12 protein-coding genes and 1 pseudogene are annotated in these 11,178 nt (G+C 67.0%); 4 read left to right on the top strand and 9 right to left on the bottom strand.

The features are described from left to right. Positions 1–263 (top strand): annotated as a pseudogene (gene gltD, locus QZW52_RS16330) (glutamate synthase); the annotation flags it as partial. 69 nt (positions 264–332) lie between these two features. Here the strand turns inward: gltD and QZW52_RS16325 are convergent. Continuing rightward, positions 333–545, bottom strand: a complete 213-nt coding sequence (locus QZW52_RS16325) for a hypothetical protein (RefSeq protein WP_294000700.1) — start codon at positions 543–545, stop codon at positions 333–335. A gap of 181 nt (positions 546–726) precedes the next feature. Then, positions 727–1,551: a DNA-methyltransferase gene (locus tag QZW52_RS16320; RefSeq protein ID WP_294000699.1), complete on the bottom strand. Its 825-nt coding sequence runs from the start codon at positions 1,549–1,551 to the stop codon at positions 727–729. A 29-nt stretch (positions 1,552–1,580) separates the two neighbouring features. On the opposite strand from QZW52_RS16320, the gene QZW52_RS16315 reads away from it, so the two are divergent. Continuing rightward, entirely contained in the window at positions 1,581–1,727 is a 147-nt protein-coding gene (locus QZW52_RS16315) for a helix-turn-helix domain-containing protein (RefSeq protein ID WP_434738351.1), read from the top strand. Continuing rightward, the gene (locus tag QZW52_RS16310) at positions 1,724–2,176 is read left to right on the top strand and encodes a PDDEXK family nuclease (RefSeq protein WP_294000697.1); all 453 of its coding nucleotides are present in this window, start codon (positions 1,724–1,726) and stop codon (positions 2,174–2,176) included. The genes QZW52_RS16315 and QZW52_RS16310 overlap by 4 nt, the downstream gene beginning before the upstream one ends. Here the strand turns inward: QZW52_RS16310 and QZW52_RS16305 are convergent. Both QZW52_RS16305 and QZW52_RS16300 read right to left on the bottom strand, forming a co-directional pair. Then, positions 2,164–3,303: an anhydro-N-acetylmuramic acid kinase gene (locus QZW52_RS16305; RefSeq protein WP_294000695.1), complete on the bottom strand. Its 1,140-nt coding sequence runs from the start codon at positions 3,301–3,303 to the stop codon at positions 2,164–2,166. The genes QZW52_RS16310 and QZW52_RS16305 overlap by 13 nt on opposite strands. Continuing rightward, positions 3,300–4,691 carry a M23 family metallopeptidase gene (locus tag QZW52_RS16300; protein WP_294000693.1) on the bottom strand — a complete coding sequence of 464 codons (1,392 nt, stop codon included), beginning with the start codon at positions 4,689–4,691 and terminating at the stop codon, positions 3,300–3,302. The genes QZW52_RS16305 and QZW52_RS16300 overlap by 4 nt, the downstream gene beginning before the upstream one ends. Positions 4,692–4,887: 196 nt before the next feature. Here QZW52_RS16300 and tyrS point away from each other — a divergent pair, with 196 nt between their 5' ends. Next, positions 4,888–6,114 (top strand): tyrosine--tRNA ligase, encoded by a 1,227-nt coding sequence (gene tyrS, locus QZW52_RS16295; RefSeq protein WP_294000691.1) that lies wholly within the window; start codon positions 4,888–4,890, stop codon positions 6,112–6,114. Here the strand turns inward: tyrS and QZW52_RS16290 are convergent. The 5 genes from QZW52_RS16290 to QZW52_RS16270 form a co-directional block, all read right to left on the bottom strand. Next, complete coding sequence (locus tag QZW52_RS16290; RefSeq protein WP_294000689.1) at positions 6,098–7,444, bottom strand: sensor histidine kinase; 1,347 nt, start codon at positions 7,442–7,444, stop codon at positions 6,098–6,100. The genes tyrS and QZW52_RS16290 overlap by 17 nt on opposite strands. Continuing rightward, positions 7,434–8,078 (bottom strand): response regulator transcription factor, encoded by a 645-nt coding sequence (locus tag QZW52_RS16285; protein ID WP_294000704.1) that lies wholly within the window; start codon positions 8,076–8,078, stop codon positions 7,434–7,436. The genes QZW52_RS16290 and QZW52_RS16285 overlap by 11 nt, the downstream gene beginning before the upstream one ends. A gap of 102 nt (positions 8,079–8,180) precedes the next feature. Further along, a complete protein-coding gene (locus QZW52_RS16280; protein ID WP_294000687.1) occupies positions 8,181–9,155 on the bottom strand; it encodes a tripartite tricarboxylate transporter substrate-binding protein in 975 nt (324 codons plus the stop codon). A gap of 138 nt (positions 9,156–9,293) precedes the next feature. Further along, a complete protein-coding gene (locus QZW52_RS16275; protein WP_434738350.1) occupies positions 9,294–10,571 on the bottom strand; it encodes a phenylacetate--CoA ligase family protein in 1,278 nt (425 codons plus the stop codon). A gap of 16 nt (positions 10,572–10,587) precedes the next feature. Next, positions 10,588–11,178: ABC transporter ATP-binding protein (locus QZW52_RS16270; RefSeq protein ID WP_294000685.1), on the bottom strand; the 591-nt coding region annotated here is incomplete at its 5' end.

Here is an 11,178-nt window from a genome sequence, read left to right as displayed (position 1 = left end):
CCGATCTCGTGCTGCTGGCGATGGGCTTCGTGAATCCGGTGGCGACGGTGCTGGACGCATTTGGCGTGAGCAAGGACGCGCGTGGCAATGCCAAGGCGACGACCGACGATGCGACCGGCTACAAGACCAACGTGGCCAAGGTGTTCGCGGCCGGGGACATGCGGCGCGGGCAGTCGCTGGTCGTGTGGGCGATCCGCGAAGGGCGGCAGGCGGCGCGGGAGGTGGATCAGTTTCTGATGGGGGCGACGACGCTGCCGCGTTGATTGACCGCTGTGCCCGATTGTGAAAGCCGCTTTCGAGCGGCTTTCGCTTTTGTGCTGCAGATTCTTGTCTCAAAGGGCCAGAATTGCTGGCCGCTGTTGGTGATCAGTCAGTGCAATTGACCCACCCGCCATGATCAACTCATGGTTCACCTGCACCCGCTCCGCCGACACGTCCTTGTCGAGGAACCGGAAGACTGACGCGGCGACATACTCCCGCGACAACTCGAACGACAGCCACTGCCGCCCCTCGGCCTCGGCCACCTGACCCCAGGGCGATCGCATCTAAATTGACAGAACTTGACTGAAAATGAGCGACGTTGCACGCATCTCTTCAGTCGGTTGAATGCGGCCTTGCCTCGGAACCGACTTCTGGCATAGGTTGGAAGCCATTCTGAGGTGTTTCGCAATATAGAAGCCGAATGCAGTCACTGAGAGTGTCGTCGAGTGATGGCCTCGACGACATTTAGATGCGATAGCCCTGCACCTGACCCGTCGTGTTCGACCCTGCGAAGATGTCCACCACCAGATCCTCCGGGTCGGTCAGCATCCGGATGAAAAACTCCGGCAGCTTGGCCGGAAAACGCGCCGGATGGCCGCTGACACCCACCGCCTTGCAGCCGGCGAGATACTGACCATTCGATTCGGTATTCGGAATCTGCAGCAGGTTCGACGGAATGGAGCCGCCATTATCCTTGGCGAAGGCGCTGCCGATGTCGTGCCCGGACGGGCGCATTTTCGGGGTGTAATACTTGTCCGGGTCTTCCAGCAGTTTCTTCATCCGGTCGCTGTAAGGCGCCAGCACCTTCGAGACATCCGCCTTCGGCCATTCGGTCTTGCTCAGCCACCAGACGGTATTGACCGAATCCTTGGCCCGCAGCTTGCGCTTGTTGACCCATTCGATCGGGCTGGGCAGCTTGGACGGATTGAACCAGTAGAAATCCTCGGCCAGGAAAAATCCCAGTTCATCGACCAGCTTGATCAGCAGCCGGAAGTTGTACAGGCTGCGCACCGGCACGCCCTTCATGTACGCGCCGCCGAAGTCGATCACGAAACTGCCGTCATCGCGCAGCTTGCGATGCACGAGGCGGGCGAAGTCGAGAAACCAGCCGATGTAGTCGTGCTGGTCCAGATTGCCGTATTCCTTCTGCCGCTGCAGCGCAAAAGGCGGGCTGGTCATCACCAGATTGACGCTGTTGTCCGGGAGTTTGGCCAGCAGGTCCAGAGAGTCGCCGACATAGGCCGCGCCGTGTGCGGTGAAGTAAGAAGGCGTGGCATTTTCAATGTTCATGGCTGCTACTCATCGGCTGATCTCGGGATGTGTGGATATATCGGGCGGGCCTGCACCGCACCTATGTCGGTTCGGTCGAGCGCGGCGAGCGCAACATCTCCATCGACAACATCGAGCGGTTGGCCCATGCGCTTGGCGTGTCTGCGGCGTCGTTGCTGGAGGCGCCCAAGCCATGACCGCAGCCCATCCCGACTATGCCCGATTGCAGGCGCTCTGGCCCTCGATCGAGGAATACCAGCGGCTGGCGACCCAGCACGGCATCGCCGACATCTTCCAAGACAACAGCGGGAAGTTGCTTCAGGTCTTGTTGCTGATGGGACTGACCATCCTGCCCGGTCGAGAGGGTAATGACGCGGTGGATGCCGAGGGACGCGAGTACGAATTGAAGTCAGTGAACATCGAACTGACCCGTGGTTTCTCGACCCACCACCACATGAACCCGGCGATCATCGCCAAGTACCGGCAGGTGCCGTGGGAGGCGAAGTGGCATGCAGACGGGGGCAAGGACATCAACAACCCGAAAATCCCCGTGTCGCACATCATGGGCAGTTGCCGGTTGATGTACGGCGCTCCGCCGATATTGGGGTCCAGACCCTCCGCCAAGGCTTCGATTCAAGCCGGATAACACGCCCCCAGCACCCGCAACCCCGCCGCCCCTGTCACCGCCGGCTCATTCGCCGCCTGCCGATGCACATGCCGGTGCGCCAGCCATGCGAAGGCCGCGGCTTCGACCTGCAGTGCCGGCAGGCCCTGGGCATCCGTGGAATGGACCGCCAGACCGGGCAGGCGGGCCTTCAGGCGCCCGATCAGCGCGTCGTTGAAAGCTCCCCCGCCACAGACCAGCAGATCGGCGGCATCGACCGCGTGGCGCTGCACGTCGTCGGCGATCGTCGCGGCGGTGAACTCGCACAGCGTGGCCTGCACATCGGCGGGAATCGGCTTGGCCACGGCAGCGAGCGCATCCAGCCGCTCCTGCAGCCACGCGGGATGGAACAGGTCGCGTCCGGTGCTCTTGGGCGGCTGCAGGGCGAAATAGGGCTGTGCAAGCAGGTCGGCGAGCAACGCGGGCAACACCGTGCCGCTGGCGGCCCAGGCGCCGCGGTCGTCGTAGTCGTGGCCCTGGTGGTGGTGGATCCAGTGGTCCATCAGTGCATTGCCGGGGCCGCAATCGAAACCCCGCGCCGGCTCGCCGGGCCGCAGGATCGTCAGGTTGCTGATGCCGCCGATGTTGACCACGGCGCGCGTGGCATCGGGCCGCCCGAAGACGTGCTGGTGGAAACATGGCACCAGCGGCGCACCCTGGCCACCCGCAGCCACATCGCGGCTGCGCAGATCGGCGACCACGTCGATGCCCGTCCGCTCGGCGAGCAGGGCGCCGTTGCCGAGTTGCAGCGTGTAGCCCACCCCGTCGTGCAGACCGGGCTGGTGGCGCACGGTCTGGCCGTGGGCACCGATGGCGCGGACGGCGTGCGCCGGGGTGCCGGTGCAGGCGAGCAGGGTGTGGACGACCTCGGCGTAGCGTTCGGCGATGGCATTGCCGGCCAGGGCTGCGCGGTGCAACTCGTCCGGGCCGCTCGCCTGGAGCGCCATCAGCGACTGGCGCAGGGCATCGGGGAAGGGTCGGTGGGCATGGGCCAGCACGCCGAGCCAGCACCCATCGGCGCCAAGCCGGCACAGCACGCCATCGACACCGTCCAGCGACGTGCCCGACATCAGGCCGATGAAGAGCGCGTCGTGGTGTGGCCTGCTCATTCCACGCGGGCCAGCTTTCCGACCGGGCGGATGGAGTCGAGCAACTGCGCGTGCAATTGCCGGGATTGCTGGTCAAAGCGGACGCGGGCGGGGCCGGACAACTCGGACGCTTCGGAGGCGCGGGCGATCTGCGTCGGATCGACCTGTGTGCCCTTGACCTTGAACTCGAAGTGCAGGTGCGGGCCGGTCGCCCAGCCGGTGGCACCGACGGCGCCGATGAGGGCACCTTGCGTGACCGTGGCGCCCTTGTTCACGTCGATGCGGCTCAGGTGGGCATACACGGTTTCACGGCCACCGCTGTGGGTGACGACGACGACGTTGCCGTAGCCGTTCTGGACCCCCGAGAAGCTCACCACCCCATTGCCGACGGTGTGGACCGGCGTGCCCATGGGGGCGCCGAGGTCCACGCCGAGGTGGGCCCGCCACGTCTGCAGGATCGGGTGGAAGCGCATCGCGAACCCGGAGGTCACGCGCGAGAAGGCCAGCGGCGAGGCCATGAAGGCTTTCTGCTTGCCCTGGCCCTTGAGGTTGTAGTACTCGCCCTTCTTGCCGGGTTCCTGGAACCAGACGGCTTCGTGGGTGTCCTTGCCATGGATGAAACGTCCGGCCAGCACGCGCCCGGCCGCGCCGGTCCAGGTGACTGGCTCGCCGTCCGCGGTCATGGTCTCGTAGACCACCGCGAAGCTGTCGCCGGGCCGGATGTCCTTGCGGAAATCGACATCGTTCTCGAACATGCCCGCCATCTGGCCCGTGATGTTGTCGGGCATGCGCGCTTCGTCGGTCGCGGCGAACAGCGTGGACGTGACCGTGGCTGCGCCGCCGCGGGTCTCGATCTTCATCGGCACCTGCTCGCTGAGCGCGGTCAGGCCCTGCTCGGTGCGGCGCACGGTGACGCGGGTGAAGTGGGAACCGACGCGCGCCGCATCACTGGCCGGGCTGCGCACGATCAGCTCCTGCAGCTCGCCGCCGCCAGGGGTCGATTCGGTGACGGCCCGCAGCATCTTGCCCGGCCTGCCCGAAAGGATGGTGCGGGCGACAGGATTCTTGCGCAAGAATGCGGAAGCTTCGGGATCGGACACCCCGAGCCGGCGCAGCAGCGAGTCGGCGGTGTCGGTGGAGCGGGTCAGGTCGCTGCGGTGCAGCAGCATCTCGTAGTCGGCCAGCGCCTCGGCCTGTTCGGCCAGCCCTTCCGGCGACACGGACTCGATGACCATCTGAACGTTTTTCGGCGTCGAGTCCACCATGCTCAGTGGTGCGACACCGAAGGCCGTGACCCCGCTGAGGGTCAGCACGGCGGTCACGATGGCGCTGAACGTCTTCGGATGCCGACGAACGGTGAGGTCTGCGTGCGCCAGATGCAGGCGCGCTTTTTCGCCCAGATTGTTCACGAGTCTGTTCTTGGTTCGTGACTGGCGCGGGACACGCCTGTCCAGTGGATCTCTCGGCACCGTCCTCCCCCTGGGGCCGCCGGGTCTGTTCTACTCTGGAACAAACACCGAACACCCTAGAATCCGGGCCAACTCGAAGTCGGCGCAGTATACCGAGGTGTGCCAAAGTTACGAACTAATAACCCCCCGTTTCGTCATGCTCCCTGATTTAATTGAAATCGAAGAATCCGTGCAAGCTGCGCTGGATGTCACGCTGCGGGGCTGCGAAGAGCTGTTGCCGCGTGCGGAATGGGTCGCCAAGCTCACCCGCTCGCACCGCACCGGCCAGCCGCTGCGCATCAAGCTGGGGCTGGATCCGACCGCGCCGGACATCCACCTCGGTCACACGGTGGTGCTCAACAAGCTGCGCCAACTGCAGGATCTCGGCCACACGGTGATCTTCCTGATCGGGGATTTCACCTCGATGATCGGTGATCCTTCTGGCAGAAACACGACCCGCCCGCCCTTGACCGCCGAGCAGATCCAGGCCAACGCCGAGACCTACTACCGCCAGGCCAGTCTCGTCCTGGACCCGGCCCGCACCGAGATTCGTTACAACTCTGAATGGTCTGACCCGCTGGGGGCACGGGGGCTGATCGCGCTGGCCTCGCGCTACACCGTGGCCCGGATGATGGAGCGCGACGATTTCACGAACCGTTTCAAGGCCGGCACGCCGATCTCGGTCCACGAGTTCCTCTATCCCCTGATGCAGGGGTATGACTCGGTCGCGCTGAAGTCGGATCTGGAACTTGGCGGCACGGACCAGAAGTTCAACCTGCTGATGGGGCGCCACCTGCAGCAGGAATACGGGCAGGAGCCGCAGTGCATCCTGACCATGCCGCTGCTGGTGGGGCTGGACGGTGTCGAGAAGATGTCCAAGTCCAAGGGCAACTACATCGGCATCAGCGAGCCGGCGAACGCGATGTACGCCAAGCTGCTGTCGATCAGCGACACCTTGATGTGGAGCTACTTCACGCTGCTGAGCTTGCGCAGTGAAGCCGACATCGCCGCACTGAAGGCCGGGGTCGAGGCTGGCCGCAACCCGAAGGACGCCAAGGTGCTGCTCGCCAAGGAGATCACCACGCGCTTCCACGGCGCGGCGGCGGCCGATGCCGCGGAGCAGGATTTCCAGAACCGCGCCCGCGGCGGCGTGCCGGACGTGTTGCCCGAGGTGGCGCTGTCGGGCGCGCCACTGGGCATCGCCGCCTTGCTCCGGCAGGCCGGTCTGGTCGCGTCGGGTGGCGAGGGCCAGCGCCTGATCGAGCAGGGCGGCGTGCGGATCGACGGCGTCACCCTCAGCGACAAGGCCCTGCGCGTCGAAGCCGGCACCTACGTCGTGCAGGTCGGCAAGCGCAAGTTCGCCCGCGTCACGCTGGTGGCTTGAACCACAGGCAGGCGCGCCAGCCGCGCCCGTCTGCCACCGGCGAGGTCAGCAGCAGCTCTGCCCCGGACTGCCGGGCGATCGTCTGCACCAGCGAGAGTCCCAGGCCGCTGCCGTGGGCCAGCGTGCTGCCGCGCTCGAACGGACGGGTCAGGGGCGCCAGATCGGTGCCGGGTGCGCCAGGGCCATCGTCGGTGACGGAGATCTCGTCGGGCAGCACCCGCACTACCACGCTGGCCTGCGGACCTGCGTGCTTCAGCGCGTTGTCGATCAGGTTGCGCACGGCGATGCCCAGCGCGTCGATGTCGCCTTTCACCCAGGCAGGAGCGGTGTCGGTGATCAGGCGCAGTTGGTGGGTGTTGTCGCGGGATTGCGGGAATTCATCGACCACGAGCTGCGCGAGCTGGCGCAGGTCGATCGACTGGCGCTGCAGCGCGACGCCGGAGTCCACGCGGGCGATCTGCAGCAACCGGGTGGCGAGGTGGGTCAGCCGATCGAGCTGACGCACCAGTGTCTGGGACCGCTCGCGGGCGCGTTCGTCGCTGGTTTCCTGCGCGAGGCGCTGGGCCTGGGCACGGGCGGCGGCCAGCGGGGTGCGCAGCTCATGGGCCATCCGGGCGGAAAAACTGCGCTCGGCCGCCAGCAAGGCCTGCACGCGGGCCATCAGGCCGTTGACGGTCTCCAGCAGCGGGTGCAGCTCGCTGGGGGTGTCCTGCAGCGAGATGGGCTGCAGATCCTGGGCCGACCGCCGCGCCAGCTCTTCCTGCACCGGCTGCAAGGGCAGGAAGGTCTTGCGCACGACCTGGTGCAGCACCATCGCCGCCAGCGGCAGCAGCAGCAGCAGGGGGATCACCATCGTGATGGAGGCGCTCTCCAGCGTGGAGCTGCGGTGCCAGACGGCTTCGGCGAACTGCGCCCGGCGGCCCTGGTGGGTGATGGTGGCCACACGCCAGTCGCCGTGCAGGCTCATGCCCTCGCGGGCGCCGGGCGCGAGCGGTGTGGTGGGTGCATGGGCCGAGCGCAGCAGGATGCGGTTGTCCAGGTCGAGCACCTGGTAGACGACGATCGGCTCGGAGCTGTCCCGGCGCAGGCCGATGCTGTCGATGCGGGCGCGGTCGGCGTCCAGGGGGTCTGCGGCGGCATGCAGCGGCAGCAGGATGAGCAGCCGCTCGGCGTTCTCGGCCAGCGCCAGGTCGAGCACCTCGTTGGTTTCCTTGCGCACCTCGAAGATCGCTGCCGCCGATGCCGCCAGCCAGAGCATCCCCAGCACCAGCAGCAGCCGCACATGCAGCCGGGACTCCAGGCTGTGGCGTGCGGGCGTGTCAGGCTTCAAGGCGGTAGCCCAGTCCGCGGTGGGTGGTGATCAGCGCGGCACCGAGCTTCTTGCGCAGGCGGCTGATGATGACCTCCAGCGTGTTGCTCTCGCCCGCCAGCAAGCCCCCGGACAGGAGCGTCGATTCGATGTCCGCGCGGCTGTAGATGCGGCCGATGTGGCCGGACAGCACCCGCAGCACGGTCCACTCCATCGCGGTCAGGTCCACCCCCGCGCCGCTCCGCCAGGCCCGCAGGTGGGCCAGATCGAACTCGCAGTCCTGCACCTTGATGTGGGGGCTGGGGGCCGATCGGCGCTGGATGGCGGACATGCGGGCCAGCATCTCGTCGAGATCGAAGGGCTTGACGAGGTAGTCGTCCGCGCCGGCTTCGAGTCCGCGGATGCGGTCGCTGATCTGGTCGCGGGCGGTCATGACCAGCACCGGCAGCCGCAGCCCGGCCGAGCGCCACTGCCGCAGCAGCACCAGCGCGTCGCCATCCGGCAGTTGCAGGTCCAGCATGGCGAAATCCGCTGTGCCAGGGTGTTGGGCCTGGGAGATCAGCTTGCACCAGTACACCTGGTGGCCGGCCGCCTCCAGATGGTCGGTGACGGCCTGTCCCAGGTCGATGTCGTCTTCGAGCAGCAGCACTTGCATGGGGCGGATCATGGCGCAAGTCGGGGGCGCTGCACCAGCGAAAAGGCCGCCCCGGGGGACGGCCTTGCACGCGGTATCGCGGAAAGAGGGGCGGGTTTCGCCTCAGTCGGCGTACTGGCCCGCCGCCTTGATGACCGGACCCCACTTGGCCAGCTCGGCTTCGACGAACTTCTTGTGCTCGGCCGGGTTGGTGCGGGCGTCGGTGATGATGTCGGCACCGAGGGCCTCTTCGTGCTTGACGAAATCAGCGTCCTTCAGCGCCGCCTTCAGTGCGGTGTTGACCTTGTCCACCACCGCCTTCGGCGTGCCCTTGGGGGCGTACAGACCGTGCCAGATCGTGACGTTGAAGCCCTTCAGACCCGCCTCGTTGAGCGTGGGCAGGGTCTTCAGGCCATCGGTGGTCAGACGCTTGCTGGTCGTGACGGCATACGCCTTGACCTTGCCGGAGGTGATCTGGCCGGTGGTGTTGGTGGACTGGTCGCACATCAGGTCCACCTGGCCGCCGATCAGGTCGGTCATGGCCGGGCCGGTGCCCTTGTACGGCACGGTGGTCATGTCGATCTTGACGCTTTGCTGGAACAGCAGGCCGCACAGGTGCGACGCCGATCCCAGACCGGCATTGGCCAGGTTGATCTTGCCCTTGTTGGCGTCGAGCCACTTGGTCAGTTCGGCGTAGTTGTTCGCCGGCAGGCTCGGGCGACCGATCAGCGTCATCGGCACTTCGTTGATCATGCCGAGGTATTCGAAGTCGGTCAGCGCGTCGTACTGCATCTTGCGGTACAGCGCCGGGGCGGTGGCCATCGCGACGTGGGCCAGCAGCAGCGTGTAGCCGTCCGGGCTGGCCTTGGCGACTCGGGTGTGGCCGAGCGTGCCGCCGGCGCCGGCGACGTTCTCGATGATCACCTGGCCGCCGAGCGGCTTGCGCAGGGCTTCGGCCAGATCGCGCGCCACCTTGTCCGTCGGGCCACCGGCCGCGAACGGGACGATGATCGTGACGGGCTTGTCGCCGGGGTAGGTCTGGGCTGCGGCGCCCAGGGACAGGGCAGCCAGTGCGACGGCGGTGATCAGATGCTTCATGGGGTCTCCAGGGGCGCGCAATGCCAAGGGTTTGGTTCAGTGAGTGCGCCGGATCCTAGCGGCAGTCCGCCAGGGGCGCATCTCGGAAACTACGTAACGCGCCGCAGTTCGTGCAGGCCGACCACCCTGGACCGGGCATCAGGCGTAGCTGCGCTTGTCCTCGATCACCTTGCCGTCGTTGGGCAGGGCGCCGCGTGCGACCGTGGTGACGGCGGCACGCAGTTTGGTGATGTCGCGCACCGAGCCGGCCACCCGCGGCGCCAGTCCTTCGGGGATGCCGTCGCATTCGATGTGCAGCGTCATGCGGTCGTCGGCCATCTCGCCTTCCACCACCAGCCGGGCGCGGGCAATCTCGGGATGGCGGCGCACCACCTCGGCCACCTGCGACGGATGCACGAACATGCCGCGCACCTTGGTCGTCTGGTCGGCGCGCCCCATCCAGCCCTTGATGCGCGGCGCCGTGCGGCCGGTCGGGCATTCGCCGGCGAGGATGGCCGAGAGATCGCCCGTGCCGAAGCGGATCAGCGGGTAATCGGGGTTGAGCGTCGTCACCACCAGCTCGCCGACCTCGCCGTCCGGCACCGGATCGCCCGTCCCCGGCCGCACGATCTCCACGATCACCCCTTCGTCGAGCACCAGCCCCTGCCGCGCCACCGTTTCGTAGGCGATCAGGCCGAGGTCGGCGGTGGCATAGCACTGGTAGCCCGCGATGCCACGCTCGGCCAGCCAGTCGCGCAAGGACGGCGGAAAGGCTTCACCGCTGACCAGGGCTTTGGTGATCGAGGAGCGGTCGGCGCCCGTCTCGGCGGCTTTCTCGACCAGGATCTTCAGGAAGCTCGGCGTGCCGATGTAGCCCTGCGGACGCAGCTCGGCCACCGCCTGCAGTTGCAGCTCGGTGTTGCCGACCCCGCCGGGAAAGACCGCACAGCCCAGTGCATGGGCACCGGTCTCCATCATCGAGCCGGCGGGGGTGAGGTGGTAGCTGAAGCTGTTGTGGATCAGCTCGCCGGCGCGGAAGCCGGCGGCGTGGATCGCACGGGCCATGCGCCAGTAATCGTGGCCGGCGCCTTCGGGTTCGTAGATCGGGCCGGGCGACTGGAACACGCGGCGCGCACCCCGCACCGCCGGTTGTCCCGTCCAGCCGATCGCCGAGAAGCCGCCGAACGCGTCGCGCACGCGCAGCGCGTTCTGGCGCTCCAGCAGCGCGCCCTTGCGGGTCACGGGCAGGCTGGCCAGGGCGGCGCGGCTGGTGATGCTGGCCGCGTCCACGCCCGCCAGGATCTCGGCGAAGGCCGGGGTGCGGCTGGCGGCGTGGGCCACCTGGGCGGGCAGGGCGGCGAGCTGGCTGGCTTCGCGCAGCGCGGGCGCGCGGGTTTCCAGGGCGTCGTAGCCCCCGCGGATGAACTCTTCTTGCATGGCGCGTCCCTTGTACTCAGGCGAGCCAACGCTTGCGGCGCTTGTAGCTCTTGTTGTCCTTGAAGCTCTTGCGGTCGCCGCCGCCCATGCCGAGGTAGAACTCCTTCACGTCCTCGTTTTCGCGCAGGTCCTGGGCGGCGCCGTCCATGACGATGCGGCCGTTCTCCAGGATGTAGCCGTAGTCGGCGTAGCGCAGGGCCATGTTGGTGTTCTGCTCGGCCAGCAGGAAGGTGACCCGTTCCTTGGTGTTCAGATCCTTCACGATCTCGAACACCTCTTCCACGATCTGCGGCGCCAGCCCCATCGACGGCTCGTCCAGCAGCACCATCTTCGGGTTGGCCATCAGCGCACGGCCGATGGCGCACATCTGCTGCTCGCCGCCGGAGGTGTAGGCGGCCTGGCTGGCGCGGCGCGTCTTCAGCCGGGGAAAGTAGTTGTAGACCTTCTCCAGCGTCTCGGCGACCGCCGCCTTGCCGTCCCGGCGGGTGTAGGCGCCGGTCATCAGGTTGTCCTCGATGCTCAGGTGCGCGAAGCAGTGCCGGCCTTCCATGACCTGCACCACCCCGCGGTTGACCATGTCGGAGGTGGAGAGTTTCTCGATGCGCTC

The sequence above is a fragment of the Sphaerotilus sp. genome, from assembly GCF_013299175.1.
GTDB lineage: Bacteria > Pseudomonadota > Gammaproteobacteria > Burkholderiales > Burkholderiaceae_C > Sphaerotilus.
This window is presented reverse-complemented; position numbering and strand designations above follow the sequence as displayed.

What these genes read in the sequence shown, in the direction of transcription:
- QZW52_RS16285 (WP_294000704.1), bottom strand. Translation starts at nt 8,078, where the DNA reads ATGCAAGTGCTGCTGCTCGAAGACGACATCGACCTGGGACAGGCCGTC.
- QZW52_RS16280 (WP_294000687.1), bottom strand. Translation starts at nt 9,155, where the DNA reads ATGAAGCATCTGATCACCGCCGTCGCACTGGCTGCCCTGTCCCTGGGC.
- tyrS (WP_294000691.1), top strand. Translation starts at nt 4,888, where the DNA reads ATGCTCCCTGATTTAATTGAAATCGAAGAATCCGTGCAAGCTGCGCTG.
- QZW52_RS16325 (WP_294000700.1), bottom strand. Translation starts at nt 545, where the DNA reads ATGCGATCGCCCTGGGGTCAGGTGGCCGAGGCCGAGGGGCGGCAGTGG.
- QZW52_RS16320 (WP_294000699.1), bottom strand. Translation starts at nt 1,551, where the DNA reads ATGAACATTGAAAATGCCACGCCTTCTTACTTCACCGCACACGGCGCG.
- QZW52_RS16310 (WP_294000697.1), top strand. Translation starts at nt 1,724, where the DNA reads ATGACCGCAGCCCATCCCGACTATGCCCGATTGCAGGCGCTCTGGCCC.
- QZW52_RS16305 (WP_294000695.1), bottom strand. Translation starts at nt 3,303, where the DNA reads ATGAGCAGGCCACACCACGACGCGCTCTTCATCGGCCTGATGTCGGGC.
- QZW52_RS16275 (WP_434738350.1), bottom strand. Translation starts at nt 10,571, where the DNA reads ATGCAAGAAGAGTTCATCCGCGGGGGCTACGACGCCCTGGAAACCCGC.